This window comes from Cohaesibacter marisflavi, from assembly GCF_963665895.2.
In the GTDB taxonomy this organism is placed as follows: Bacteria; Pseudomonadota; Alphaproteobacteria; order Rhizobiales; family Cohaesibacteraceae; genus Cohaesibacter; species Cohaesibacter marisflavi.
Window position 1 is genome coordinate 2,851,227 of record NZ_OY762534.1, and the last position, 26,520, is coordinate 2,877,746.

27 protein-coding genes, 1 tRNA gene and 1 riboswitch are annotated in these 26,520 nt (G+C 54.3%); of the genes, 14 read left to right on the plus strand and 14 right to left on the minus strand.

What is annotated here, in order from left to right; genetic code table 11:
* From ACKPCT_RS13970 to ACKPCT_RS13985, 4 genes are read right to left on the minus strand one after another with little or no spacing between them, the layout of a single operon-like run.
* Complete coding sequence (locus ACKPCT_RS13970) at nucleotides 1-1,068, minus strand: ABC transporter ATP-binding protein (RefSeq protein ID WP_090069980.1); 1,068 nt, start codon at nucleotides 1,066-1,068, stop codon at nucleotides 1-3.
* Between the two features lie 11 nt (nucleotides 1,069-1,079).
* Nucleotides 1,080-1,871 carry an ABC transporter permease gene (locus ACKPCT_RS13975; RefSeq protein WP_090069976.1) on the minus strand — a complete coding sequence of 264 codons (792 nt, stop codon included), beginning with the start codon at nucleotides 1,869-1,871 and terminating at the stop codon, nucleotides 1,080-1,082.
* A complete protein-coding gene (locus tag ACKPCT_RS13980) occupies nucleotides 1,868-2,701 on the minus strand; it encodes an ABC transporter permease (RefSeq protein ID WP_090069973.1) in 834 nt (277 codons plus the stop codon). The genes ACKPCT_RS13975 and ACKPCT_RS13980 overlap by 4 nt, the downstream gene beginning before the upstream one ends.
* A 37-nt stretch (nucleotides 2,702-2,738) precedes the next feature.
* Nucleotides 2,739-3,773 (minus strand): ABC transporter substrate-binding protein, encoded by a 1,035-nt coding sequence (locus ACKPCT_RS13985; protein ID WP_319567186.1) that lies wholly within the window; start codon nucleotides 3,771-3,773, stop codon nucleotides 2,739-2,741.
* A gap of 215 nt (nucleotides 3,774-3,988) precedes the next feature.
* On the opposite strand from ACKPCT_RS13985, the gene ACKPCT_RS13990 reads away from it, so the two are divergent.
* Entirely contained in the window at nucleotides 3,989-4,897 is a 909-nt protein-coding gene (locus ACKPCT_RS13990; RefSeq protein WP_319567187.1) for a nucleoside hydrolase, read from the plus strand.
* Nucleotides 4,898-4,988: 91 nt separating this feature from the next.
* Here the strand turns inward: ACKPCT_RS13990 and ACKPCT_RS13995 are convergent, their stop codons facing one another.
* Complete coding sequence (locus tag ACKPCT_RS13995; protein WP_319567188.1) at nucleotides 4,989-5,585, minus strand: LysE family translocator; 597 nt, start codon at nucleotides 5,583-5,585, stop codon at nucleotides 4,989-4,991.
* Between the two features lie 146 nt (nucleotides 5,586-5,731).
* Between ACKPCT_RS13995 and ACKPCT_RS14000 the strand changes: the two genes are divergently transcribed.
* The gene (locus ACKPCT_RS14000) at nucleotides 5,732-6,691 is read left to right on the plus strand and encodes a DUF2332 domain-containing protein (protein ID WP_319567189.1); all 960 of its coding nucleotides are present in this window, start codon (nucleotides 5,732-5,734) and stop codon (nucleotides 6,689-6,691) included.
* A gap of 43 nt (nucleotides 6,692-6,734) precedes the next feature.
* Here the strand turns inward: ACKPCT_RS14000 and ACKPCT_RS14005 are convergent.
* Nucleotides 6,735-6,808 (minus strand) — tRNA-Gly (locus tag ACKPCT_RS14005).
* 312 nt (nucleotides 6,809-7,120) lie between these two features.
* On the opposite strand from ACKPCT_RS14005, the gene ACKPCT_RS14010 reads away from it, so the two are divergent.
* Nucleotides 7,121-7,927 carry an ion transporter gene (locus ACKPCT_RS14010; protein WP_090070433.1) on the plus strand — a complete coding sequence of 269 codons (807 nt, stop codon included), beginning with the start codon at nucleotides 7,121-7,123 and terminating at the stop codon, nucleotides 7,925-7,927.
* Between the two features lie 134 nt (nucleotides 7,928-8,061).
* The gene (locus ACKPCT_RS14015; RefSeq protein ID WP_090070431.1) at nucleotides 8,062-8,733 is read left to right on the plus strand and encodes a glutathione S-transferase; all 672 of its coding nucleotides are present in this window, start codon (nucleotides 8,062-8,064) and stop codon (nucleotides 8,731-8,733) included.
* A gap of 40 nt (nucleotides 8,734-8,773) precedes the next feature.
* Here ACKPCT_RS14015 and ACKPCT_RS14020 read toward each other — a convergent pair whose 3' ends face one another.
* From ACKPCT_RS14020 to ACKPCT_RS14030, 3 genes are all read right to left on the minus strand, one after another.
* On the minus strand, nucleotides 8,774-9,862 hold the full coding sequence (locus tag ACKPCT_RS14020; RefSeq protein WP_319567190.1) for a GNAT family N-acetyltransferase: 1,089 nt from the start codon (nucleotides 9,860-9,862) through the stop codon (nucleotides 8,774-8,776).
* Between the two features lie 204 nt (nucleotides 9,863-10,066).
* Nucleotides 10,067-10,642, minus strand: coding sequence for an IMPACT family protein (locus ACKPCT_RS14025; protein WP_319567191.1), 576 nt, complete (start codon nucleotides 10,640-10,642; stop codon nucleotides 10,067-10,069).
* Between the two features lie 4 nt (nucleotides 10,643-10,646).
* Nucleotides 10,647-11,747, minus strand: coding sequence for a 2'-deoxycytidine 5'-triphosphate deaminase (locus ACKPCT_RS14030; RefSeq protein ID WP_319567192.1), 1,101 nt, complete (start codon nucleotides 11,745-11,747; stop codon nucleotides 10,647-10,649).
* 338 nt (nucleotides 11,748-12,085) lie between these two features.
* Between ACKPCT_RS14030 and ACKPCT_RS14035 the strand changes: the two genes are divergently transcribed.
* The 4 genes from ACKPCT_RS14035 (at nucleotide 12,086) to ACKPCT_RS14050 (ending at nucleotide 15,703) form a co-directional block, all read left to right on the plus strand.
* The gene (locus ACKPCT_RS14035; RefSeq protein ID WP_319567193.1) at nucleotides 12,086-12,754 is read left to right on the plus strand and encodes a hypothetical protein; all 669 of its coding nucleotides are present in this window, start codon (nucleotides 12,086-12,088) and stop codon (nucleotides 12,752-12,754) included.
* A gap of 202 nt (nucleotides 12,755-12,956) precedes the next feature.
* On the plus strand, nucleotides 12,957-13,628 hold the full coding sequence (locus tag ACKPCT_RS14040) for a hypothetical protein (RefSeq protein ID WP_319567194.1): 672 nt from the start codon (nucleotides 12,957-12,959) through the stop codon (nucleotides 13,626-13,628).
* A gap of 85 nt (nucleotides 13,629-13,713) precedes the next feature.
* Nucleotides 13,714-13,793: riboswitch (SAM riboswitch) on the plus strand.
* Between the two features lie 137 nt (nucleotides 13,794-13,930).
* Nucleotides 13,931-15,127, plus strand: a complete 1,197-nt coding sequence (locus tag ACKPCT_RS14045; RefSeq protein ID WP_319567195.1) for an O-succinylhomoserine sulfhydrylase — start codon at nucleotides 13,931-13,933, stop codon at nucleotides 15,125-15,127.
* Between the two features lie 135 nt (nucleotides 15,128-15,262).
* Entirely contained in the window at nucleotides 15,263-15,703 is a 441-nt protein-coding gene (locus ACKPCT_RS14050) for an acyl-CoA thioesterase (RefSeq protein WP_319567196.1), read from the plus strand.
* A gap of 80 nt (nucleotides 15,704-15,783) precedes the next feature.
* Here ACKPCT_RS14050 and ACKPCT_RS14055 read toward each other — a convergent pair whose 3' ends face one another.
* Genes ACKPCT_RS14055 through ACKPCT_RS14065 form a run of 3 tightly spaced genes read right to left on the minus strand, consistent with a single transcriptional unit; the run spans nucleotide 15,784 to nucleotide 18,053 of the window.
* Nucleotides 15,784-15,972: a hypothetical protein gene (locus ACKPCT_RS14055; protein ID WP_090069944.1), complete on the minus strand. Its 189-nt coding sequence runs from the start codon at nucleotides 15,970-15,972 to the stop codon at nucleotides 15,784-15,786.
* Nucleotides 15,973-15,976: 4 nt separating this feature from the next.
* On the minus strand, nucleotides 15,977-17,104 hold the full coding sequence (locus ACKPCT_RS14060) for a YeeE/YedE family protein (protein WP_319567197.1): 1,128 nt from the start codon (nucleotides 17,102-17,104) through the stop codon (nucleotides 15,977-15,979).
* A 4-nt stretch (nucleotides 17,105-17,108) separates the two neighbouring features.
* Nucleotides 17,109-18,053 (minus strand): sulfurtransferase, encoded by a 945-nt coding sequence (locus ACKPCT_RS14065; RefSeq protein WP_319567198.1) that lies wholly within the window; start codon nucleotides 18,051-18,053, stop codon nucleotides 17,109-17,111.
* Nucleotides 18,054-18,392: 339 nt separating this feature from the next.
* Here ACKPCT_RS14065 and ACKPCT_RS14070 point away from each other — a divergent pair, with 339 nt between their 5' ends.
* Complete coding sequence (locus tag ACKPCT_RS14070; RefSeq protein ID WP_319567199.1) at nucleotides 18,393-18,821, plus strand: VOC family protein; 429 nt, start codon at nucleotides 18,393-18,395, stop codon at nucleotides 18,819-18,821.
* A gap of 98 nt (nucleotides 18,822-18,919) precedes the next feature.
* Here ACKPCT_RS14070 and ACKPCT_RS14075 read toward each other — a convergent pair whose 3' ends face one another.
* Nucleotides 18,920-19,531 (minus strand): CDP-alcohol phosphatidyltransferase family protein, encoded by a 612-nt coding sequence (locus ACKPCT_RS14075; protein WP_319567200.1) that lies wholly within the window; start codon nucleotides 19,529-19,531, stop codon nucleotides 18,920-18,922.
* Nucleotides 19,532-19,818: 287 nt separating this feature from the next.
* Here ACKPCT_RS14075 and apaG point away from each other — a divergent pair, with 287 nt between their 5' ends.
* A complete protein-coding gene (gene apaG, locus ACKPCT_RS14080) occupies nucleotides 19,819-20,217 on the plus strand; it encodes a Co2+/Mg2+ efflux protein ApaG (RefSeq protein ID WP_244544604.1) in 399 nt (132 codons plus the stop codon).
* Nucleotides 20,218-20,406: 189 nt separating this feature from the next.
* On the opposite strand, the gene ACKPCT_RS14085 is transcribed toward apaG, so the two are convergent.
* A complete protein-coding gene (locus ACKPCT_RS14085; protein ID WP_319567201.1) occupies nucleotides 20,407-20,682 on the minus strand; it encodes a hypothetical protein in 276 nt (91 codons plus the stop codon).
* On the opposite strand from ACKPCT_RS14085, the gene ACKPCT_RS14090 reads away from it, so the two are divergent.
* The 4 genes from ACKPCT_RS14090 (at nucleotide 20,683) to pstA (ending at nucleotide 26,460) form a co-directional block, all read left to right on the plus strand.
* Complete coding sequence (locus tag ACKPCT_RS14090) at nucleotides 20,683-22,023, plus strand: ATP-binding protein (protein ID WP_319567202.1); 1,341 nt, start codon at nucleotides 20,683-20,685, stop codon at nucleotides 22,021-22,023.
* Between the two features lie 258 nt (nucleotides 22,024-22,281).
* Entirely contained in the window at nucleotides 22,282-23,322 is a 1,041-nt protein-coding gene (locus tag ACKPCT_RS14095; protein ID WP_090069928.1) for a substrate-binding domain-containing protein, read from the plus strand.
* A 268-nt stretch (nucleotides 23,323-23,590) separates the two neighbouring features.
* Nucleotides 23,591-25,138, plus strand: a complete 1,548-nt coding sequence (pstC, locus tag ACKPCT_RS14100; RefSeq protein WP_090069926.1) for a phosphate ABC transporter permease subunit PstC — start codon at nucleotides 23,591-23,593, stop codon at nucleotides 25,136-25,138.
* Nucleotides 25,138-26,460: a phosphate ABC transporter permease PstA gene (gene pstA / locus ACKPCT_RS14105; protein ID WP_090069923.1), complete on the plus strand. Its 1,323-nt coding sequence runs from the start codon at nucleotides 25,138-25,140 to the stop codon at nucleotides 26,458-26,460. The genes pstC and pstA overlap by 1 nt, the downstream gene beginning before the upstream one ends.
* The last annotated feature ends 60 nt before the right edge of the window (nucleotides 26,461-26,520 follow it).

Below are 26,520 nucleotides of genomic sequence, written 5' to 3' on the forward strand. Positions count from 1 at the left end.
TCAGTTTTCCTCTACCGGCAGAATGCAGCAATGCTCGAAATTGAATTTCAGATTGATGGCGCCGCCCTCTTCATGCAATTGCGTCAGCGGGGCGTTAGCAATCAGCATGCCGGTCGGCGTGTCGACCTTATATTGGTAGGAGCGGCCAAGATAGGAGCGGGTCAAAAGCTTGCCCGCGATGGCGTTGGAAGGATCGGCCGTAAGCTCTATGCCCTCGGGGCGGGCACCAACCACGAAGCGATCCTCAAGCGGGCCGGTTTCGGCTTGCGACAGGGTGATCAATGCCCCGCCCTCGACTTCTGCGGTGACCAGATCGCCTTCGCGTTTGACCACTTTCATCTCAATGAGATTGTCAAAGCCGACGAAACGGGCGACAAAGGCACTGTTGGGGCGACGATAGAGCACTTCGGGGGTATCAAGCTGGACGATGCGGCCTGCATTCATGATGGCAACACGATCGGAAATGGAGAAAGCCTCTTCCTGATCGTGGGTCACATAGATTGCGGTGCGGCCATTGGCCTTTTGCAGCTCGCGAATTTCCACGCGCATATCCACGCGCAGCTTTGCGTCAAGGTTCGAGAGCGGTTCATCGAACATCAACAGCGGCGGATTGATGGCCAGAGCACGTGCCAAGGCCACGCGCTGACGCTGACCGCCAGAAAGGGCCGCTGGTAAGCGATTGGCATAGTCAACAAGTCCCACACGCTCCAGCATGGCATCCACACGGGCCTTGCGTTCCGGCGCGGCCACCTTTCGCTGTTTGAGCCCGAAGCCGACATTCTCAGCCACAGTGAGATGGGGGAAAAGGGCGTAATTCTGGAACACGATGCCCGCGTCGCGCTTATGCGGCGGCAGCTTGGTGACATCCTTGCCCGCAACGGTGATCTGGCCGCTGGTTGGCTGAAGGAAGCCCGCCAGCAGGCGCAGGGTTGTGGTCTTGCCGCAACCAGAAGAGCCAAGCAAGGAAACCAGCTCGCCCTCGGCAATGGTCAGATTAAGCCCGTGCAGCACCTGCGTCGGGCCATAGTGAGCAACAAGATCTTGTAGGATAACGGCGTTCTGTGCCATTTCAGCTCCTGCTATTTAATCGTCTTGGACAGGCCCAGACTGCGCTCGATGAGAGCCATGACCCCAATGGTCACGGCCATAAGCAGCACGGACACAGCGCTGACGGTCGGATCGAAAAACTGCTGAACATAGGTGAAGACTTCAATCGGCAAGGTGGAAACCCCCGGTCCCGTAAGAAACAGGGCCACCGCCATGTCGTTCAGCGAAGTAATGAAGGCCAACACGGCACCCGCGATGACTCCGGAGCGGATGTTGGGCAGCACGATGGACCAGAAGGCCTTGACCGGATGCATGCCAAGGCTGACGGCCGCTTCCTGAATAGAGAAATCGAACCCGGCAAGGCTCGCCCCGATGACCCGTACGATATAGGGCAAACACAGGATCGCGTGGCCCAGCATCAGTGAAGGCAGGATCGGCAAATCGAACTGCACGATCAGCGTCTTGAGCATGGAAAAGCCGAACACGATCTCGGGGATGAAGAAGGGCAGGAAGAAGATAGAGCCATACCAAGCGGGCAGCCGCACCTTATAGCGCGACAGGGCATAGGCAGCGGCGAGGCCTGCGATCAGCGCAATCATTGTTCCGCCGAACGCCACTTCCATGGACGTGATGAAACTTTCAACGAAATTGTTGAGCTCGAAAACCTTGTGATACCATTTCAGCGTAAAGCCCTGAGGCGGAAAGGCCAGAAAAGGCGTATCGCTGACAGAGGTGCCGATCACGATGATGATCGGTCCGGCCAGATAGAAGACCACCAGCCAGCCTGCGATTTTGGAGAGAGGATTGATCTTTCTGGCGCTCATCGCATTTTCCTCCCCGCGGCGATCCGGTTCGCAAGTGCCCCCATGGCGATCACGCATGTGATGGTGATGGCCATCATGATCGCAGCGATGGTATTGGCCGCAGCCCAGTCAAATGAAATCATGGCCTTGCGATAAAGCAGGGTAGACAGGGTCATCTGTTGTTCGCCCCCAAGCAGAACGGGCGTAACGAAGGTCGCCAGACTGCCGGTAAAGACAAGGATCGAACCAACGATCATGCCCGGCACCGCAAGCGGCAGCGTCACTTGGAAGAAAACACCAACCGGGCTGGCGCCAAGCGAGCCCGCAGCGGCATAAAGATCGTCGTCGATATTCTCCAACACACCAACCAGCGACAGGATCATCAGGGGCGTGAAGAGATAGGCGAGACCGGCCACCACCGCGCCTTGCGTGAACAGCAGTTCCAGCGGCTGGTCGATCAGTCCGATCTTGAGGAAGAGCGTGTTGACCACCCCGTTACGCCCAAGGATTGCCATGAAGGAGAAAGACCGCACAACAACACTGGTCAGCAGCGGGAAGACCGACAGGATCAGCAACACGCGCTTGAGGTTGGGTGAGGCATTGGCGATCATATACGCGCCCAGGAAGCCTGCCACGAGTGACACGAACGTGGACATGAAAGCAATCTTGAAGCTGCGGATCAGAACAACACGATTGAACTCATCGGCAAAGAATGCCTGATAGTTGTCCAACAAGCCGCCTGACGCACCGTCAAAGCTCTCCTTGAGCGTGCCGGCAACGGGCAACACAAGGAGCAGAAAAAGCAACATGGTTGCTGGCAGAACCAGCAACCATGGGCCCAAAGCGGCCATGCGCTTTGTTATCGATAAAGAAGGTTGTGTAGACAAATCAGAACCCGAATGTCTTGTTCCAGAGTTTTTCCCATGCATCATTCACTTCAAGCAGTTGCTTGATGGGAGTGGTCTGCATTTTCTCAACCTGGTCCTGTCCGTAAACCAGGCCGCTAGCCTGTTCGTCGGTCAACTCGACCGTTTTGTTGATCGGGCCAGAGCCTGCACCGAGTTCGACAGCTCCGTCTTTCTGCACCTGTGCAGAGATCGAGAAATCGATGAATTTCAGCGCCAATTCCTTGTTCTTGGAATTTTTCGGAATGTTGTAGGTGTTCATCATGGCGAAGTCGCCTTCGTCAAGCTCCGCCCAACCGATATTCGGGTTGGCAGCCTTGATGGCAGGGAAGGCATAATCCTGAGCAAGGCCGATAAAGGCTTCGCCGGTGGACAGCAGGTTGGTCAGCTCGGAGCCTGAAGAGAAGGTCTTGACGATATTCGGCTTCAACTCGGCCATTTTGGCAAAAGCAGCTTCAGGATCCTTGAAGGCATCTGTGCCTGCGCATTTCGCAGCCATCATCACGGTGAGCGGACCACCGGTCGTGTTGAAGGCAGGCATGGCGACGGAGTCTTTGAAATCATCACGCCACAGATCGCACCAGGATGTGATCGGCGTGTCGGTGCGGGTCTTGTCATAGACAATGCCATAGCGACCGAAGGTGTAGGCAGGACCATATTCACCCTGCGGATGCTTGGCCACTTCATACAGCTCATCAAGATGGGTCAGCTTGGAAGAATCGATGGTCTCGAAAGCGCCCTGATTGATACCGATCTGGGAGAATTTGTCGGTCAGCAGGATAACGTCGACACCGCCGCGAATGCGGGCCTTGTTCAGGCGTTCCGGGGCGCCGCCGCTTTCCGTGACAATCTTGACATTGTGGGCTTTTTCAAATGGCTCAAACACGAAGGGCTGGTAGAAATTGTTAGAATAGCCCCAGTTGGAGACCACCAGTGTATCTTGCGCATGCGCGAAAGCAGGAAGGGTCAGTGCAATCGCAACAGACGCTGCGCGGATGGAAAAAGGAAAAGACAGCATAGCGGGGAATGTTCCTGTTTTTTCGAGCTGGAAAAGAATTTTCCTGTTGGAAATATCGAGTAAATACAAAATGCACGGAATTGTGCAAGCGTTGATTTTGACCAAATCCTGTGCAAAGTAGCGCTCTTGGCCTTGCTGTGTCCGTCTTGTCATTTTCTGACGGGGCCGGAGGCAGGATGTGCCCAAAGACGATTTCTATTTGGGATTTAACTTCTGTGAAGCTGATTATTGATACGGACCCGGGCATTGATGATGCCCTGGCCATTGCCTATGCCGCTCTGCATCCAGACATCGAGTTGCTCGGTCTGACCACGATTTTTGGCAATGTGACCACAGAGCAAGCGACGCGTAACGCTCTCTATCTTGCGGATAAAATGGGACTTTCCATTCCCGTTGCATCCGGGGCTGAAAAGCCGTTGACGCTTCCTCCCTTTGCTCCCAAAACACGGGTTCATGGCCTTGAAGGACTGGGCCATTTGCCTGCTCCCGCCCCCACAGGCACAGCCAGCCCGCTGGCCGCAGCTCAGTTTCTATGCGAGATGGCAGAGCGCCACCGGGGGAAGTTGGTCATTTGCCCGATCGGCCCGATCACCAATATCGCCCGTGCTCTCCAAATGGATACAAACTTTGCACAAAATGTGGACAAGATCGTTTTCATGGGTGGAGCGCTGGATGTGCGCGGCAATGTTTCACCCTATGCGGAGGCCAATGCCTTCCATGATCCTCATGCGCTGGACGTCGTTTTGGCCTCAGGGGCAAATGTCACCATGGTGGGTCTTGATGTGACGCTCAAAGTGCTACTTGATGAGCAGGACTTCAGCCATATTGCCACCAGAAAGCACCCGGTCGGCCCGTTTCTCAAAGAGCTCGGGGCCTTCTATCTGGACTTTTATAAAAGCATTGGCCTATCCGGTTGCGGCCTGCATGATCCGATGGCGATCATCGCGGCTCTTTATCCGGGACTTTTTACCATGGAGTCCATGGCGCTTGAAGCCGTTATGGAAGGGGAAGCCAGCGGGCAAACATGCCGCAGTCAATCCAAGACCCGATTGCCGTCCCACGTCGCCCTTGGCTGCGATGCCGATGCAATTCGGCACACCTTTTTCTCCGTGTTCGACCAATAAGGCTATCCAGCTTTGGCGAAACGCTGGCTCACGCGCCTCCTTACCCCAAAGCTTCGCAGGAATTGCGTGGGGCCCTCAGAGTATATGGGCCTCACGAGACCAATATCCATAAGGCAACCTCGGCCAAGAGGCTGCCGAACACCAAATTCAGGTGTCTTGAGCTATGGGGTGCACGAAAGATGACCCCAAGGGTGTCTCCCGTCAGGGTCCAAAGCACAAAGGCGACCATGTTGTTCACCGTGAACACGGTCGTTATGAGCATAATCTGGCCAATCTGCTCACCGCTGTCCCCTTTAAGAAACTGTGTAAACATCAAGGCAATGATGACGTAGGCTTTTGGATTTAAAATCAGCAGCAACGCACCATCCCCAAAGCCTGCAGCTTTTGGCGTTGCACTCCCCTTCAAGACACCGGCCCTTAGCAGAGTCCACGCAATCCAGAAAACATTGAGAGATCCGGCCACTTTCAGATAAGCCAGCAAGTGGGGGACCCGCTCCATAGTCGCCAGAAAGCCAAACCCGATTGCGGCAGTAACCAGCCATGTGGCGATGTGATAGCCGAGATTTGCCGGCATCGTCGCCCGAAAGCCGAATCTTGCGCCATTTGCGGCAAAGAACATATTGCCAGGCCCCGGGCTATAGGCGAGCGGAAAGAGGAAAACGACGAGTTCCATCACAGTTTGTATCATTGCAAACACCCCTTGGATTGGTGCTTACTTATCCCAGTCAGCCGGTCATGAAGGCGACCCGTTTCTTGTGCAGTCAAGCCTGAAAAGACAGGCAGCGATTGCCCCACCTTATTTACGGGACCACCATGAAGGACAAGACAAGGCCTATGATGACGATGGAAACACTCGCCGATAGCTACCGTACCTTTGCCAAGCGCGAAGCCAGTGGCATTTCTCCAACCTATGAAGCCTATGCCTGTTCGGTTGCCGAAAGCGGGACACTTCTCGAGTTGCTTTTGCAGCTCCCTTCGGGCAAGCAACAGCCTAACCTGCTATTTGCCGCAACACGCCATGTGATCGGCTTGCCCGATCAGGATACGGACTTCGCTCGACATGCTCTGGGCGCCTGGGACGCGATCGTGCCGGTTATTCTGTCTCGCTCAACGCAAACCAATGAACCGGGGCGTTGTGCCTGTTTTCTTCCAGCTTTCGCCCAGTTCGAGGGGCCTCTGGCGATTCTTGAGGTTGGAGCATCCGCTGGCCTCTGCCTGTTGCCCGACCTCTATGGCTATGACTATGGACGCTCGGTTCTGGCCCCGGCTAGACAGGGTGGTCCTGTCTTCCCTTGCCAAGCCTCGGCACAAACGCCACTCCCGCACGCCCATCCACAAATCGCATGGCGAGCGGGTCTGGATCTCAATCCACTGGATGTTGGCAAGGATGAAGACATGGATTGGCTAAAGACACTTGTCTGGCCAGAACAGAAAACACGGCGCACCAGACTGGAAGCAGCGATTGAGATGGCGAAAAGCCAGCCGCCCCGCGTCATCGCCGGAGATCTTATTGCGCAGACTGAAGCTCTAGCCTCCGAGGCCCCGTCGGGAACGCGTCTCGTTATCTTTCACACGGCCGTGCTGACCTATGTCTCACCGGAGGCGCGAAAGGAATTTGCTGTACTGGTGAAGGATTTGGGAGCAGAGTGGCTGGCCAATGAAAGCGTGCGTACGCTTCCTGATGTGGCGCCCTCCGCAATACTCGAGGCTAATCCCGGCGCCTTCGTCTTGTCCCGCAATGGACATGCAATTGCCCGCACCGGTCCGCATGGCCAGTTTATCGAGTGGCTGTGATCTGGATGACCGAGCCGAATTTGCTTGTTTGGGAAGAGCCTGTTGGAGCGGGTGAAGGGAATCGAACCCTCGTCTTAAGCTTGGGAAGCTCCTGCTCTACCATTGAGCTACACCCGCCTTCTGGCAACGCCCAATCGGGCATCGCATCAGGATAGAGTGTATCTATCACACTGAGCCATTTGCTCAAGATGGCAGAGCTGCTTTTTTGTCAGTTTTTTGACGGTGCGAACAGTTTTCTTTTCTGCCTCCCATTCGCTTAACGCTCGAAGGAGAGAACGGGCTTTGCGCACGTCATTTGACAAACCGCAGCGCCTTATGCATGAAACTACCTATTTCCATCTTGAATTCTCTTTTCAAGTACCCAATTTCTGCCAGTTAACGCTTTTGTTTCTTCAAACCTAAATGGCTTTGCGACAGGATTTCATTCGTATGTTGGACCGCATCAAAACAATTCTCGGCTCCCGGCCCTTCGAACTCGGCATTACCGGGCTTATCGTTCTGAATGCGATCACTCTGGCACTGGAAACATGGCCTGCGGCGGAAGCCCGTTTTGGTGGCCTGTTCCATATTGTTGACCGGACCATTCTCGTGGTCTTTGTGGTGGAAATAGCCATGCGGTTGCTGGTTCACCGGCAGCGCTTTTTCACCGATCCATGGTCCCTGTTTGATTTCTCGGTGGTTGCCGTTTCCCTTATGCCGACGACCGGCGCTCTTTCAGTGTTGCGTGCCTTCAGAGTGCTGCGTGTTCTGCGGCTCATCAGTTTTGTGCCATCCTTACGGCGCGTGGTGGGTGCATTGTTGGAAGCATTGCCCGGACTGGGGTCGATCACCTTGCTTCTGGGTTTGCTCTATTTCGTGTTTGCCGTGATGGCGACCAAGCTTTATGGCGCAGAGTTCCCCGACTGGTTCGGCAGTCTTGGCGAGTCGGCCTATACGCTGTTTCAGGTGATGACACTGGAAAGCTGGTCCATGGGCATCGTGCGACCGGTTATGGAAGCCCACCCCTATGCCTGGCTCTTCTTTGTGCCCTTCATTCTTGCGACCTCCTTTACGGTGTTGAACCTCTTTATCGGTATCATCGTTTCGGCGATGCAGTCCGAACATGAAGCCACGGCAGAAGCCGACCGTGCGGCGCTGCATTCGGAAACCGAAGGCGTGATGGCCGAGGTCAAGGCCCTACGCACCGAGATTTCCGAGCTGCGTACCCTGATCAAGGCGCAAGGCAGCGGCAAGTAACAGCTTCTAGAATGGGGTCGAAAGGCAGAATGCAAGCAACAGGCTTTTCACACCCTGCCTTGCGCAGTCATTTTGCTGCCTTGATTGGGGGCTTTGGTCAGTGGACCATCCACAAGACGGGATTTACAACCAGAATGCCTAGCTCCAATACCCTTCCCATTCTCTATTCCTTTCGCCGCTGCCCCTATGCCATGCGCGGACGAATGGGGCTGTTTGCGTCTGGCATTCCGGTCGAACTCAGAGAGATCGTTCTAAGGGACAAGCCGGCTCATATGCTGGAAATCTCCCCCAAGGGCACGGTACCGGTGCTGCTTTTGCCCGACGGGACGGTGATCGAAGAGAGCCTTGATATCATGCTCTGGGCCCTCAAGCAGAATGACCCGCAGGACTGGCTCTCACCAGAAGAAGAGACGTTGGATGACATGCTGGCCCTGATTGGGGAGCTAGATGGCTCCTTCAAGCATCATCTGGACCGCTACAAATATTCAAGTCGATATGAGAATGCCGATGAGGTGGTGCATCGGTCCATGGCCATGGTGGCTCTGGCCTCGCTGCAGGCGCGCCTTGAGCTTTCGCCTCATTTGTTCGGCTCGCGCCCGAGCCTTGCCGATATCGCGCTTTTTCCGTTTGTGCGGCAATTTGCCAATACCGATAGGGACTGGTTCGACACCAATGCACCTATAGCCCTGCGCAAATGGCTCGTCGGGCACGAAACCTCGGAATTGTTCATGAGTATTTTCTGCAAGTGGCCTGTGTGGCAGGAAGGCGATCCCGTTACGCTGTTTCCCGCCCCCAGGCACCTTTGACAATGAAGACGAAAGGCGGGCAGGACGCTTGCCTTCCCTATCAGGATACCCAGCGACGTAGACGCTCGGACATGGCGGTCCTGTTCACCGCTTCGGCAACCGTTAGGCCAACATTGCCAAGCATGGAATGGGTATGCCAAAGCGTGAAGATGGGCACTTTACGCGTGCCGAACTTGAGCTTGTAGGGCTCATCTCCAACGGTGAAGTCAAAGACCTTCATACCTTCCTTGACGCATTCCTCAATCAGGTCTTCCGTCATGAGCAGACCGGGGGAATAGCGCCCCACCCGCTCGAAATCGAGTCCCATCATCAGCATCAGATAGCGACCATTATGCTCAATGGCATATTGAACGGCGACGATCTGATCGTCGTAGGTGAACTGGTACAGGCGCACATAGCCGCTTGCGGCATTCTCGATTGCCAGATTGACATAAAAATCGAAGGTGTGCCGTGTCTGAATGAGGTCCTCACCGGGGCGATCCTTGTAGCGCTCCTTATGGAACTCTCTCAGATGATCCATGGCCACCCGGATGGGCTCTTCATCGACAAGGCGATGCATTTGCCAGTTGCCCTCTCGCATCATCGCGCGCCTTTTCTTGTCGCGATGTTTGCGCTCGCTTTTGGAAATATTGGCAAGGCGCCATTCCTGATAGTCCGGACCGAGTTGCGTGATATAGGCGGAAAATTCCGCGCGCTGGAAATGCCCCGAAGGGAACAGTCGCAACACGGCAGGATCGTTGACAGGCATGTGCTTGACACGTAGCACGTCGTAGGCACCCAACGTTTCAAGGAGTCGTTTGCTCAGATAGTCCGGGTCAGGGATCCAGTTTCCGATATCTTTGTGCATCGTCGGCAAAGCATAGTCGACCAGACACATATTGGCATATTCGAGGATGGTCGCCCCGAGCTTTTTGCGAGCGATCAGAGGGACGAGCCCAACAAGACAGCCGGATTTCTTGCAGCGCATTTGCAATGTGCGCTCCTCAATGTCCGGAAAATTCTTCAAATACTGCTGCATAGCATGATGCCAAAGCGGATGCTGAAAAGCTGTGACATCGGCCTGATCAAACAGGGCCTTATATTCCTCGGAAAGAAAATCAAAACTTGAACATACGCTCAACTCAAGCATAACAATTGCCTGCAACTTTTTGGTCAATGAGAAGTGTTACGGCCTAACCATTTCATAGAGAAGATAAGCAATCGTGAATCGTTCAGGCAAAAACACCAGAAAGTTGCATAATAGGTATTTAATTTACTTGTTTATACACGTTTTGAGATACGCGCGGTAACTGCGACGAAAATTCGAGGGAGTTTGAGGAGAAGTTCAAGAGTGTCAGTAGAGATTAAGCTCATGCATGAAAGCAGCCATGCTCTCAATAGTTGATTTGGGCCCTTCTAACAAGATATCGACACCGGCTTCATGATAGCTGCGATCAAGCACGCTCAGCTGCAACAAGGCGATCTGGCGCTCTATTTCGCTGGTCTGGTCGAACCGGCCCGTAAAGGTCTTTTGAACGATGCGTTGCCAGGGCACCAACGTGGCCGCGTCCAGTGCCATGGAGGCAACACCGGAATAGGCACGCGCCAATCCCCCTGCCCCCAGCTTGGTGCCACCGAAATAGCGCACAACGATCACGCCACAATTGATGATTTCTCGCCCGATCAACACCTTGAGCATCGGCATGCCAGAGGTACCCGCCGGTTCCCCGTCATCCTTGGCACCTTCCTCGATATGATCATCCTCATGAATGAGGCGGAAAGCGGTTACATGATGGTTGGCCTTGCGATGCTCTATGCGCAAGTCTTCGAGACGGGCCTCGAACTGCTCGATAGGCACGAGGAAAGCCAGAAATTTGGACTTTTTCTCCTCAAGCTCGGCATAGAATTCGGTTTCGATTGTTTGCAGCATGGCATCATGCCATCCGGAAATGCTTGGACAGTTTCAACCCCTGCGCCTGATAGTTGGACCCGATGCCCGTGCCATAGAGGCGGGTCGGACGTGCCCGCATGCGTTCATAGGCGAGACGTCCGATCAACTGGCCATGCTCCACAATGAAGGGCACTTCATGGCTGCGCACTTCCAGCACGGCACGGCTCCCCTTGCCTCCAGCTTCCGAGGCGCCGAAGCCGGGGTCGAAGAAGCCAGCATAATGCACCCGGAATTCGCCCATAAGCGGGTCGAACGGTACCATCTCGGCGGCATAACAGGGGGGAACATGCACCGCTTCGCGCGAGACCAGAATATAGAACTGGTCCGGGTCCAGAATAAGCGCATTCTTGCCACGCCCCGCTATAGGTTCCCAGAAATCGAGCATATCGAGTGCATCGCGCTTGTCGACATCAATAACAGCACTATGGCGCTTGGCGCGATAGCCGATGATGCCTTCTCCTTCCAGATCGATCGACACTGCAATGCCGTTGTCGATAAAGGGATCATCGGAGGCAATGACAAGACTTTCGCTGTTATGGAGCGCCAGATGTTCGGCATCACTGAGGCGCGAACGCCCCTGCCGGAAGCGGATCTGTGTCAAGCGGCTACCGGCACGGACCACAATGGGAAATGTGCGCGGGCTGACTTCCAGAAAGAGCTGGCCGCGATAACCGGTTGGGATGGTATCGAATTGGCGGGACCTGTCTGCAATGACACGGGTAAAAATGTCTAGTCGTCCGGTGGAGCTTTTGGGATTGGCGGCCGCCTCGATGAAATCTGGCAGGGCCAGACTTTCCATCAACGGCACAATGTAAACACAGCCGGTTTCCAGCACAGCCCCTTCTGTCAGGTCAATCTGGTGGAGCTGCAACCGCTCCAGTTTCTCTTCAACGGTCTCGTTGGGACCGGGCAGGAAGGAGGCGCGCACACGATAGGCGGTGGCTCCAAGGCGCAAATCCAGACTGGCGGGCTGGATCTGATCGGCATCGGGATGACAGGCAAACCGGATCCCCTCGCCTTCGACCAGTTGGGTAATATCGGCGTCATTGAGAATACCGCTTCCGGTAAAGGAGAAATCAGTCATGCATAGGCCCGTTCATTGCGTTTTCATGTTGTTTAACAGGGATAGTGCCCTTGGGCAACCAGCCAGAAAGCGGGCCAGAACCGGCCCATGAAGGGGCGAACCTCCTGCGCTATGCTCGCATAGCGGCAGCGTCATGCCTTCATTGCGTGAGCAGATAGTCCAGAAATGCATAGACACATTTGTAGTTGTGCACAAATGGGCAGTTGGTTCAAATTTTAGCTTTTATTTTTACCGCAGAAATAGGGAAGTCTACTAATATTGGACACACCTTGACAGAAGGCGTCTGACGACAGCAGGCGCCATTGCTATATGGCCAACCAGGAACAATAGTGTCTTAGATGAAAAAGCTCCTCGCGGTTTGCATTTTAACGGCCTGCTTTATCACAGGCATCATTCTCACATACGAGACTCCGGCAAACTCCAATCAGCTCAATGGTACACGTTTGACTTCTGCCGGGAAGCAGGAAGCGGAAAGCAAGATTGAATCCTTCCTTGAATCGAATATGGCCTATTTCAATCCCTTCAGCGATCAGGTGCAGGTGAACAATTGCAAGATCACCTACCGGCTGAACAGCACGGGCGATTGCGCAGGCTCTCCGACGGCGCGCTTCAACGAGTTCCAGATTGATCTCAAGGATGTTCGCAAGGTGCGAATTTTTGAAAATTCGCGTCGCGGCACCGGTGCTGCCGGGTCCATCCGCTTCGAATTCGCCGAAGACGTGCAAAAGCGGTTCGATCGCGCCAAGCAGCTGTTCAAGCGCTATAATCAGCATAACAATGGCTATACTGGTTCCATGTGGGCACAAGAAGCCTATTCGGCAGAACAGAATGCCGTGAAGGGTGCAGGGCTGCCCAGCATGCGCAGTTATGCCAAAACGCAGAATTGCTCACGCAGCATCCAGCAGTTCCACCTGCCCAAGACGCTTGGTACCATCAGCCTCTCAACGGTGGATCGCGGTGCCGCCTACAGTTTGAAAAATTACCACGCCAGCTGCATCAACAGCTAAGTCTTGTGCTTGCGATTGAGCACATCGGCAATCGAACGACACCTAATCCCTTGTCAAAAATACCTAAACTTTAGATTGAAATTTTCCACATTAATCGTGAAATAGATTCAATTTTAATCTTTCTGCTATGCGCGTTTAAAACAGTTTCGACCAAAATTCCCTCATTGACTAGTTCCACCAGACACAGACATTTTGCGAAAAAATGAAAAAGAATATTATCGTCTTAACTTCCCTATTCTCGGTGATCATTGTTGCCATCTGCTTTCTGGCCCTTTTCGAAGGAAAGAGCTTTGCCAAAATCAAACCGCTTTTCAGCAAGAGAGAAGTGGCGCGAATGGAAAGCATCATTCAAAAGGCGCTTTCAGAGACATCCAATGTCGCCTATGGCAGTGATCTGGTGGTGAAGGATTGCGAGATCATCAATCGGGTTGAAACAGCACGCAATTGCGCAGATCCCTATTCCCTTCGCCTGCAGGAATTTCGGCTCGACATCAGGGAAACAGCATCTGTCACCCAGTCCAGTCTGGTTTCCAGCAAACCGGGGCGTCAGAGCCTCCTGAAGTTTCACTTCACCCCTGAGATCGAGCAGAAGGTGCAGAGCGCCAAGCAGCAGATCTGGGAGTATGTGAGCGACAAACACGGGTTGCGCGGAGCTGTCTGGGGCGAGTTTGCGGAATCCGCAGAACAACGCCTTGTCAAACAATATGGCTTCGACCAACTGGGCAGCTATGATGTCACCCAGACCTGCGGCTCCAGCAAGAAGATGCGCCATCTACCCGAGAAGCTCGGAACCTATATTCTGAGTGGTGATTCCAGAGAGTTGGGACGGGTCATCAAATCCTATCACCAATATTGTGTTTCCTCGGATTCATAAGCGGGCCTGCCAGCGGCATGCCTTAGGCGGGACACTGGTGCCCGGAGCCGTGCCATTGACAGGTGAGGTCTTTGAGCGTACAGAATGTCGCACTTGTGGTCATTTGAGCCGACCGGCTTGCCGCCACGTAAAAGAATGTTGCTAAAAGGTCGGGGATGAAAAACAGTCTATCCCGGCCATACTAACCTATGTCGCCGGGTTTTATTTTGCCCAAAATCCGGCCACCCACGAAGAATGAGCCCGACGTCTCGCGGTGTTCTGCTCCGGACGGCGTGTGGGAAAAACAAGAACAGGATTGAGCCATGTCTGAGACCAAAAAGCCCGAAACCGGTTATCGCCCAGCGACCGAAATGGTCCATGGAGGCGCTATGCGTTCGCAGTGGGGGGAAACATCCGAAGCGCTTTTCATGACGCAGGGTTACGTCTATGACAGTGCAGAAGCTCAGGAGGCCCGCTTCAATGGCGAGGAACCGGGCTATGTCTATTCGCGTTATGCCAACCCGACTGTCTCGATGTTCGAAAGCCGTATGGCGCTGCTCGAAGGCGCTGAAGGCGCGCGCGGTACGGCCTCCGGCATGGCGGCAGTTTCATCAGCCATGCTTTCTTGCGTGAAGGCCGGAGATCATGTGGTGGCTGCCAGCGCCCTATTCGGCTCCTGTCTTTATATCGTTTCGGAGTTGCTGCCCCGCTTCGGCGTTGAATGCACCTTGGTCGACGGCACCAATCTGGAAGAATGGAAAGCGGCGATGCGGCCAAACACCCGTGCCTGCTTCCTTGAAAGCCCGACCAACCCGGTTCTCTCCGTCATCGATATTGCTGGCGTCGCCGAGATTGCTCATGAGGCTGGTGCAAAGCTGGTTGTCGATAACGTGTTTGCAACGGCCATGTGGCAAAGCCCGCTGGCGCTGGGGGCCGATGTGGTCATCTATTCTGCTACCAAGCATATTGATGGTCAGGGTCGATGTCTGGGCGGTGTCGTGTTGTCGACCGAACAGTTTCTGGAAGAAGAATTCAAGGATATCCATCGCCATACCGGCCCGTCGCTTTCTCCGTTCAATGCATGGATCATGCTCAAGGGACTGGAAACCTTCCCTCTGCGCGTGAAGGAACAGACCCTGAGCGCGGGCATCCTTGCCGACCGTCTGGCAGAGCACAAAGCCATAGAGCGCATTTTCTATCCCGGTCGCGAGGATCATCCGCAGGCTGACGTCTGCAAGAAACAGATGCGCGGCGGCTCTACCATGGTTGCGCTCAACGTGGCTGGCGGCAAGGAAAAGGCCTTCCAGCTGGAAAATGCCCTTAAGGTCATCAAGATTTCCAACAATCTGGGCGACGCCAAGAGCCTGATCACCCATCCGGCCACCACCACACATCAGCGTCTCACCGATGATCAGCTGGCTGCAGCCGGTATCGGTCAGGGCACATTGCGTTTCTCGGTTGGTCTTGAAGATGTAGAAGACCTTTGGGAAGATTTCGAGCAGGCACTTGCCAGCCTCTGATCGTCACCCGACAGAGCTATTCACCAGTTTCAGGGGCGCTTTTCCAGAAGCGCCCCTATTGCTTTGCCGATTGCCTTGAAGCTGCCCCCTTTCCTCGAATAGACTGGCCGCATCACGTCCAAAAGGCAAAGATAGATGTCCCAGAATTCTTGCTCTGAAAAAGACCCGACCATTCCCTATGACATGCCGATCGAGGTTCTGCCTTCCGATATCGACATGATGGGACATGTCAACAACACCATCTATTTGCGCTGGGTTCAGGAAGCGGCGACCGAGCATTGGGATGCTGTTGCCCATGAAGATGATCACACTGCGATGGTCTGGCTCATCACCCGCCATGAAATAGACTACAAGCGCCCCGCTTTTGAAGGTGACAAGCTGGTTGCCCGCACATGGGTTGGCTATTATGAGCACCATAAATGCGAACGCTTCACCGAGATTATCCGCTTGAGCGACAAGCGCATTATGGCCAGCGTCAGAACACTTTGGTGCCCGATCAGTCAAGAAACGAAGCGCACGGTTCGCCTCTCTGAAGAGCAGATTGGGCGCTATTCCAAGGGGCGCAAGCCTGCCTGACCCCTTGACTAATCTTTGATATAAAAGTCCGGACGAGAAACCCGCCCGGACCATATTTGCTACTGTCTAACTCTAAAAGCTCATTTCTTGGGCGGGACCAGCGCACAAAAGGCCCCGCTGGCCGCTTCATCCGAGCCCAGCATGATGGCAGCCGGCGCCGTATAGGGATTGAGCGGCTGGCTTGTCTGAAGATCGAAGACCAGAAGCGCACCAAGTGCCAGCAGAGTTGCTGATGCAGGCAACGCCCGACTTGTGAAAAATCCAGTCATGTTTCTACCCCTCCAGTCCCAGTGGTTTGCGCAAGCGGATACCAACCCACGAACCGGCAAAGGCGGCCACGAACCAGGCCCAGCCATGCAGGCTGCCCGTCGAGATACCCGAGAAGAAGGCGCCGACATTACAGCCTAGCGCCAGACGGGACGAATAGCCCAACAGGAACCCCGCCACGATGGCGGCAATCCATGCCTTTGCAGACAGGGAGGGCAGTTTCGCCGAGAGGCCAGACCGCCAGACCGCCACGATGAAGGCGCCCAGAATGATCCCAAGGTTGGTCAGCGATGTGTAGTCAGTCAGAAGGCTGGCCGCGAGCCGCTCCTGATGAGCTGCACTTGCCCAGTAGGGAGAGGCAGACAGATCGGCGCCCAGCGCGCTGGTGACTTTTGCTCCCCAAAGCCCGAGGCCATAGACGACGCCCCAAGGCTGACCGGCTACGACAAAGTTGGCGACTGCCAGTGCGGCGAGCAAAAGGGCAGCAACGAGCAAGCGGCGCGGCACCTTGCGTGCCTGCTTTGGCGCGATAGCCAAAGCCACGCCTCCCACGATCAGCAGACCCAACAGGGTGATACCTAGACCGCTTGTGCCTTGCAGAGCTACCAGAGGCAACTGCCCCAGTTCCGTCCACCAGAGCAGATGATATGATCCGGCAAAGGCACCGATGATGAAGAAGGGGAGCGCAACCACGCTCACCGGATTGCCGCTGCCCGCATTGACCAGCGTCCCCGAGCCACAGCCAAGCACAAGCTGCATGGCCGCTCCAAAGACAAAAGCGCCCCCGACCATGGCCCAGCCAATGGCGGCATGAGCTCCGATCAATTCGGAATGGTCTCCCGAGAGCAGCGGAAACGCGACTATAGCCACCAAAGCAATGGCGATAAGCTGAGCAAGAAGGCCCGCCGGTTCGCGCCGCAGGATCATGGCCCGCCATGGTCCGGCAAAGCCGAACCGCAAACCCTCAAGCGTCAGGCCGAAACCGATGCCGATGGCCAGCAGAAGCCCGTAGCGGACGCCGGCAGCAGCAATCAGGGTTAAGATGGCAATAAGGGCGACACCTATAAGAGCGGCCCTTATAAACAGACGAGACCCCTTGGAAGGGGTCTCAAAAGATGCGCTGATATCAGTCACTGGATTAGCCGCCGGTTACCTGTTTGATGAGGGTTTGAACAAGGCCTGGCGTGTTGGCCAGATCATAGCCAGCGTTGGAATAGCCCACCACAGATTCCGGATAGAGCTTCACATTGTCCAGCTCGGCCAGTTCGGAAAGCGCGAACCAGTTGGTTGCTGCCCAATGACCGGTGTTGCAGAAGCTTACAAGCTCTTCGCCACCCTTGAAGCCAGCCTCATTGGCCAATTGCTTGACCTTGGCCGCATCGGCAATGACCGGCTTGTTATCGAACCAGCTTGAATGCACGAAATATTCAGACTGAGGCAATGTGCCAGGCTTGGCCGCAGCAGGGTGCTTTTTCTCGCCTTTCCAGAATTCTTCCGGACGGGCGTCGACCAGACGGGCCTTCTCTTCACCATTGACGATCTTCAAAATCTCTTCGCGAGAGGCACGCCATTCATCAGAGAAGGTCACATCAATGGTGGTTTTCTGAGGAGATACCGCGCCAGTTTCGAAGGAAAGGCCCTGCTGCTCCCAATTGTTCAGTCCGCCATTGAGAATGGCAATATCGGTAAAGCCTGCCGATTTCAGCGTCCAGTAGACGCGGGCTGCCGCACCAAAATCAGAGATGTTGGCCCCCTGATAGGCAATGACCGTGGCACGGTCTTTTTCCGCTCCGATGTCACCGAGCACTTTTTCCAAGTGTTCTTCGGTTACCAGCTGGCCCGGATTTTCCTTGGGGCCACGAAACAGACCATAAGGTGCGTTGACCGACCCAGCGATGTGACCCTGTTCAAACAGGCTGGTGCCGTCTTTACTGTTACCACGAATATCGATGATCAGAGGCTTGTCAGCATCTGCAACAGCATTGAGATCCTGTGGGGAAACCAAAGGCCCGAAGGTTGCGGCGAAGGTCGGGGTTACAAACAGCCCGAATGCAACGAAGGCTTGGAATAGCATTTTTTTCATAAGTGTCTCCGTGTGAGCCAATTCGGTCTATCAGCATCGCTGCATTTGCGAATTGTTTGAACGTGATGTCTCAAGCAGCCAGAAGCCTCCCCGGCCCCAGCGCTTTTGTTGGGGCTATTGTGCTTTTCCGCTCTGTTTTTACAAGAAAGAGGATCTTAAAGTTCATTTTTAAATTAGAATATCCTGCGCCCTTGCCAGCGTATCTTGATAAATTTTGCCACAGTGTCGGCTCGTGCTCCCAAATTGAGAAAATTGCTTTTCTCAATTGCGCATTATCCTAGGGCCTATAACGCAGCATTATAGCGGACAGGATCATTCTGCCCGATTAGGAGGATATGCATGGACCCGCGGTTATCACTGGTCACCCTTGGCGTCACCGATCTTGAGCAATCCGTGCGTTTCTATCGCGATGGCCTAAGCTGGCCCTCAAGCTATACGTCGGGCGATGGCGTTGCCTTTTTCAAGACATGGGGCACGGTGTTTGCACTCTATCCAATCGACAAAATGGCCGAGGAGATCCCCGGCGGAACGTTCAAACCGCAGGCAGGTGCTTGTGGCATCACGCTGGCGCATAATTGTCGTGAGCGAGAAGAGGTAGATAGTGTGTTACTGCTGGCTCAAAAAGCGGGGGCCGAGATCAGGAAATCCGCCAGTGACACCTTCTGGGGCGGCTATAGCGGCTATTTCTCCGATCCCGACGGCTATCTCTGGGAAGTTGCCTGGGGTGCCTTCCCCATTGGAGATGACGGACATCTGGTTCTGCCTTGAGGCATTTTGCCTATAATGCCAAAGATTGCCTTGGCACGGTTGCTTGCGGTGCGCAATGATCAGAGATGCGCATCACTTTCAGGCGCCTTTCCATCGGGCTAATCCGTATCGGTGAACAGCTCTCTGGCCAGCAGAATGCGTGAGACCGTGGTGATCGCGGTTATGGCTGCAAAGCTATAGGCGATCACGCCAAACCAGTCCGGCAGCAGGCAGAACAGAGCAAAGACCGCATATGTTTCCCCCGCTTCGGCAAGCCCGCCGGTAAAATAAAGCGATTTTGAGCCATGGCTCTCGGTTGAGATCTTGCGCTTCTCGGCCATGATGGCAAAGGCAAGAAAGCTTGCCCCATTGGCATAAAAGACCATCAGTAGTACAGCGGCAGGCAGAGCATTCTCCGGGCGCGCGAAGGCGAATGCCAGCGGAACAAGACCGTAGAAAATGAAATCGAAGACAATGTCGAGATAACCGCCTAGATCGGTTTTTCGCCCTGCTCGGGCGACAGCACCGTCCAGCCCATCCATCAAACGGCTCAGGCCAATCAGCAGCAGACCCCAAAGATACAACTCATAGGCGATAAACAGGCCTGCGATGCCACCGATAATCAAGCCAAGCGTCGTTATTTGATTGGCAGTTACCCCAAACGCATGCAGGCTCTTGCCGATATGCCCAATTGTTGGGTCTATGATTCCTTTTATCCGGGCATCCAGCATGGTGATCCTTCCATTTCTTCTCTTAAAGTTTAGGTGCGCCTATATTTGATTACCTAATTAGTATTGGTAAGACATGTCTGTTTGTGGATTGAACTATTACCAATACAATTTCTGGTCTGCCTGTTCTATAATACAGCAGGGAGGTTATATTAATTTGGACAAAGCTTTGCTAAACAATTCCTATGAATTTTTCGCGAGTTTTGCCGGAACATAACTCTGATTTCTTCATTCTATTCCGATGGCCAAGCCTAGCATGAACCATCGTTCCACCGGAGTATGAGGACCAAGTGCAGAAATACACAGCAACAACCGGATCGATTCAAGTCATGGTTGTGCCGGAATATCAGCCGGACCAATCAACACCCGACAGAGGACAACATGTTTGGACCTATCATGTTGAAATCTGCAACAACGGCCAATCCAACATTCAGCTCCAGGCTCGTTTCTGGCGAATAGTGGATGGTCAGGGTCGAATACAGGAAGTCCATGGCCATGGCGTGGTCGGGGAGCGCCCCCATATTGGCGCCGGCAACAGCTTCCAATATACCTCGGGCTGTCCGCTCGATAGCGAAAGTGGCTTCATGTCTGGCCATTATGAAATGGAACTGGATGACGGGACGAAGTTTGATGTTACCATTCCCACTTTCTCGCTCGACATTCCAGATCAGACCAAAATTCTGAACTGATACCCTCTGGCTTTGTACGCGCATGCGCTGCCTGCATGCCTCAGGGTCTTAGGGTCTCGGGGTCTCGGGGTCTCAGTCGTCAAAGACGGCCGCCGGTGAGATATCAACAACAAACTTTTATCGGCTGCTTGCGCCTGCGCCAGCGGCCAATCTGTGTTTTGGTCCTCTTGAGAATGCGGTGTTTTCTCTTTAAAGCTCTATAAAATAATGCATAACCGACGTTTTCTCAGCCAATGAGCAGGAATGGCCGAACGGTTTCCCGGATATCGCCAGCTCATCGAACCACTCTTGCCCTGTTGCATCTTCGAGCAGATTGGCGAAATTTTGTTCGAATTTCCCTTGCGCAATAAGTGCGGCAGGTCGTTGTTGCAAAATGGTTGCTTTTGTTTGGCATGGTGCTTGCCAGCCAATCGGGGAAACAAGGCCCCCGGCTTTTTTGATTATTGTTGAATTGGAATGAACCACATGGCACGCGACAACCGCAAAGCAAGACTTGGAACTTCGGCCGATCTGGACCGCCTTTTGGGCGGAGGCCCGCTGAACCGGTTGTATGGCGCGCGTTGGTCTCTGATCGTCATGGCCATTGGCCTAAGCTGGATTGCCATGCAGGACGAGCGGGAAATGTGGCATGTGGGGCTTGTTCTTGTTGCTGTGATCATGGCCACGATGTTTCTGCCACGCCGCCGTAAGGTTACGCGCCTCAAGGCCAAGGTGGAAGCACGCCGTCGTGCGATCGTGCCTGACGTCAACATGCGCAAACTGGCCTCTGCCCTACCGGACCCCTGCTTCATTCTGGATCGGCGCGGCATCGTCCGCTTTGCCAACCATGCAGGCTCGTCCATTTTTGGCAATGTAAAAGAAGGCGACCCGCTGTCCTTCAGAATCAGACAGCCGGACATGCTGGCCGCATTGGATAATGTACTCGATGGCGGCCCCATCGAAAAGGTGGACTATACCCTCAAGAGCCACAGCGAACGCTTTTATGAAGCATGGGTCACCCCTATTCATCTAAATTCCGACCCTGAAGGGGAGCATCGCCCCGAATTCATCCTGCTGCTTCTGCATGATCAGACAGAACAGAAGAATATGGCCCGGATGCGTGCTGACTTCGTAGCCAATGCCAGCCATGAATTGCGCACGCCGCTGGCGTCCGTCATCGGCTTTATCGAAACCTTGTTGGGCCCGGCCAAGGATGATCCGGTCGCACGCGACCGCTTTTTGCGCATCATGCTTGATCAATCCGAGCGCATGTCGCGGCTGGTTTCCGATCTGTTGTCTCTGTCGAGAATCGAAATGCGCGCACATGTATTGCCCGACACGCGCGTTGATCTCTCCAAGATCATGCGTCACGTCATCGATAGCCTCAGCCCGCTGGCTCAAGATCTGGCTGTCGCAATCGAATCCAATCAGCTGGATGACAATCTCTGGGTTTCCGGTGATCGTGATGAGCTGGTGCAGGTGTTCGAGAATCTGGTCGAGAACGCCCTTAAATATGGCAAGGACGGCGAGAAGATCGACATCAGTTACAGTCGGATCATCGATTCTGCAGACGGCAAGCCCTATCATTGCTTCAATGTGAGGGACTATGGAGCAGGCATTTCGCAGGAGCATTTGCCCCGCCTGACAGAGCGCTTTTATCGCGTGGATGTCGCCTCTTCCAGAGAGCAGAAGGGCACCGGACTCGGATTAGCCATTGTAAAACATATTCTTACGCGGCACCGCGGCAAGCTGCTGGTGGAAAGCCAGCCCGGCGAAGGCGCAACCTTTCAGGTCCGCTTGCCGGTGAGCGACTCTGCCGATTTGTGACACTTTGTGACGGTTTTATAATTGTCCAAAAAATTCTCCATATATTTCAGTTGCTTAAATTGTCATAAAACTGAAATACAGATGTCATATACCCATCACATACGAAGGATAGGTTCGCGCTTGTCCCGGCCACCCGGTCATCATGCTTGCACAGATAGGCGCAAGTCTTTCACGGGAAGGTCGGCATATTCGTGAGCGCACTTTGAAAGCCAATTGTGTGGCTCGTCGCTCGAAAAAACTGACTTATGGAGAGGTCAAGTGAAATTCGCTTCTTTTGCTAGTGCAGCTGCTATTGCTGCCACCGCCGTTCTTGCTGGTACCGCCGCACAGGCTCGTGACCAGGTTCAGGTTGCTGGTTCTTCCACCGTTCTTCCTTATGCAACCATCGTTGCCGAATCTTTTGGTGAAAACTACCCTGACTTCAAAACCCCGGTTGTTGAATCCGGTGGTTCTTCTGCTGGCCTGAAACAGTTCTGTCAGGGCGCTGGTGAAGACACCATCGACGTTGCCAACGCTTCCCGTAAGATCAAAGACAAAGAAATCGCGACCTGCGCTGAAAACGGCGTCAAGGAAATCATGGAAGTCAAAATCGGCTACGATGGCATCGTGTTCGCTTCTGACGTAAACGGCCCGGACTTCGCTTTCGAACCAATTCACTGGTTCAACGCTCTGGCTCCGAAAATCGTTAAAGACGGCAAACTGGTCGACAACTCTAACACCAAATGGTCTGACGTTGACGCCAACTTTGCTGACTGGGAAATCGCAGCTTACATTCCTGGCGAAAAACACGGTACCCGTGAAGTTTTCGAAACCAAGGTTCTGGAAGCTGGCTGTAAAGCCGCTGGCGCCTTCGATCTGTATGTTGCTTCCGGCCTTGACAAGAAAGCCGCTGGCAAAGAATGCATGAAGGTTCGCAAAGACGGTAAAGCCATCGACATCGACGGCGATTACACCGAAACCCTCGCTCGCATCGACAGCAACAAAACCGGCTTCGGCGTGTTCGGTCTTGCTTTCTATGAAAACAACATGGACAAGCTGAAAGTGGCTACCATGTCCGGCATTTCCCCGAATGCTGAAGTGATCGCTGACGGCACCTACCCTGTGTCTCGTCCGCTGTTCTTCTATGTCAAGAAATCTCACCTGGGTGTTATCCCTGGCCTGAAAGAATATGTTGACTTCTTCATGTCCGACGACATGACCGGCGAAGGCTCCCCGACCTCTGAATATGGTCTGGTTCCTGCTCCGGAAGCAGAACGCGAAGCTATCAAAGCTGCGATCGCTGAAGGTAAAACCCTTTAAGCTTTGCTCTTTAGAGCCATGCGCGGGGGCTCCCTGCGCATGGTTTTTTTTGACTTCCGTCAACTGGTTTTTCCGTTAGTTGACCCGCAAGGAAAAAGTGAAGTCCCGTTTTCCGTCTACGGAATGGCGCACGATTATGGGGCAGACGTCTGGAGCGGTTTTCTCCGTCTTACCGATTTTTCTAGATGAAGTCGGATGCAGGCAACCAGAGAAATCTCGTAGTAAATTTACAATGCGATAATTGAAATCGCTCAAGGGGCAGATCGCTATGAGCCCGTTATGGCTTTTGGTAGCTATCATCGTTTTCGCGCTGGTCGGTGCAGTTCTGGGGCGTAATCGCGCCGTCTCCTGCGTCAACGGAAATATAGCTACACTTCATTCGCGTCCCGGATATTACGGTTCCTATGTACTGATATGGACCGCGCTTCCGGCAATTTTCTACATGGTGGCCATTCTTGTTGCGCAGCCATTCTATAACAGCTCAGTGATCGACACCGAGTTGCGCACTGGCTACACCCAATCCTGCGATCTTTCGCTGGCGCGGATTGAAGGGGACGCGGATGCGGAAACCCCCGCCATTTGCGAAGACAAAGAGCAGTATGAAACGCTCGACACCCGCCGCGCCCTGATGCGCAGCGTTGTTGAAAGTGTCGCAATTGGTGTCAGCCTTCTGGACGAGGACACCGCTGCCAAGCTTCACAATGGCCTTGTCGCCGTACGCCCGACTCTCAAATCGGTTGGCGTCGCGCTAGCTGAAGATGTGCCCGGCGCTGTGGTGGATGCAGCAAACCGGCTCAATGAGGTCAACGCGACCGGTAATATGGTTCTGATCGCCGGGGTTGTCCTACTGGTCATTCTCGGGTTTGTCCTTTCCTATCTGCGCGTCAAACCGCGATTGCGTGCACGCAACCTTGTTGAAAGCAACATCAAGGTCGCGCTGGTGCTGGCTTCCTCGATCGCCATCCTGACGACCGTGGGCATTGTGCTTTCGATGTTGTTTGAAGCGATCCACTTCTTCAGTCAGGTGCATCCGTTCAACTTCTTCTTTGGCACCGAGTGGGATCCTCGCTTTACGTCCGCCGGTCGCGAGGGCGGGGGCGAAGGTTCCTTCGGTCTTATTCCGTTGCTCTGGGGTACTCTGTATATTTCCTTTGTCGCCTTGCTCGTAGCGGTTCCAATCGGCATGTTCGCAGCCATCTATATGGCCGAATATGCCAACAATTCGGTCCGCGCCATTGCCAAGCCGCTTCTGGAAATTCTCGCCGGCATCCCGACCATTGTTTATGGTTTCTTTGCGCTGGTCACCGTCGGTCCGTTCCTTCATGACGCCGGTGCGGCTATCGGACTGAATATTTCCGCTACCTCGGTGCTGACGGCAGGCTTCGTCATGGGCATCATGTTGATCCCGTTCATCTCTTCGCTGTCCGATGACATTATCACGGCGGTGCCGCAGTCCCTGCGTGATGGCTCTCTGGGGTTGGGAGCGACCAAGTCGGAAACGATCAAGAAAGTCATTCTGCCCGCCGCCCTGCCGGGGATCGTCGGCTCCGTTCTGCTCGCAGCGTCCCGCGCCATTGGTGAAACGATGATCGTCGTCATGGCCGCAGGCATCGCGGCCAACCTGACAGCCAACCCGTTTGAAGCGGTGACAACAGTGACCGTGAAAATTGTCAGCCAGTTGACTGGTGACCTTGAGTTCAACTCTCCGCAAACCCTTGTGGCCTTTGCGCTGGGTATCACCCTGTTTGTCATCACCCTGGGGCTCAACATCTTTGCTCTGCACATCGTGCGGAAATATCGGGAGCAGTATGACTGATGACTGATGCAACCAACACACAGGGCGAAACCATCGCCACGAGCACGCAGCGCGATCTGGGACTGAAAAAGCGCTACAGTAAAGAACGTCGCTTTCAGGCTCTGGGCATCACAGCCATCATTCTGGGCGTGCTGTTCCTCGTGATGCTGTTCCTGTCTATTGTCACGAAAGGCTATTCCGCCTTTCAGCAGACTAAAATTCATCTCGATCTTTACCTTAATGCCGAGCTGATTGACCCGTCCGGCAACCGCGACATCAGCACCATCCAGATGCCGATCCGCTACAACAAGGTTCTGGAGCGGGCTGTTTCCAAGGCCGTAGGTCTGGACCCCAATGACAAAGCAACACGCAAACAGCAGCGTGTGGCAAAGAGCCTGCTTTCCAAGGGGGCGTCGGTCGATCTGCGCGATCTGGTTGTTGAAAATCCCGATCTGATCGGCACGCGGATAGATTATTGGGCACTGGCAGATGGCGACATCGACAGCTTTGTCAAAGGCCAGATCCCGCGCGACATTCCTGAAACACAGCGTCTGGTCAAAGATGCACAGATCGCCTATATCGATCAGCTGGTTGAAGACGGGGCGATGGAGAAGCAATTCAACACCAACCTGTTCGTGAATGGTCCCTCCTCCCGACCGGAATCGGCCGGTATTGCCGTGGCCGTCATGGGCTCTATTTTCATGATGCTCATCGTGCTGGTGCTGGCTCTGCCAATCGGTGTTGCCGCTTCCATTTATTTGGAAGAATTTGCACCGAAAAATCGCTGGACCGACCTTATCGAGGTGAATATCAACAACCTCGCCGCAGTGCCTTCCATTGTGTTCGGTCTGTTGGGGCTGGCTGTATTCATCAACTTTGCCGGACTGCCGCGGTCCGCTTCGCTTGTTGGCGGTCTGGTTCTAACCCTCATGACGCTGCCGACCATCATCATTGCGACCCGTTCGGCTCTCAAGGCTGTTCCACCTTCCATTCGTGAAGCGGCACTTGGTGTGGGCGCTTCCAAGACACAGGCGATTTTCCACCATGTCCTGCCCCTGGCAACACCGGGTATCCTGACAGGTACGATTATCGGTCTGGCGCAGGCACTTGGTGAAACCGCACCTCTGCTGATGATCGGCATGGTGGCCTTCATCAAGGACTTCCCGACAACGCCGCTTGATCCGGCAACGGCCCTGCCCGTGCAGATCTATATGTGGTCGGGGGAAGCACAACGCGCCTTCACGGAGCGGACATCCGCTGCGATCCTGATCCTTCTGGCGTTTCTTGCGCTGATGAATATTTCCGCGGTGCTTCTGCGTCGCCGCTTTGAGCGCCGCTGGTAAACCCCAGCGACGCACTGAACCACCGGTTTGAATGGCCGGGCAGCCCCAAAGAGACGGCGC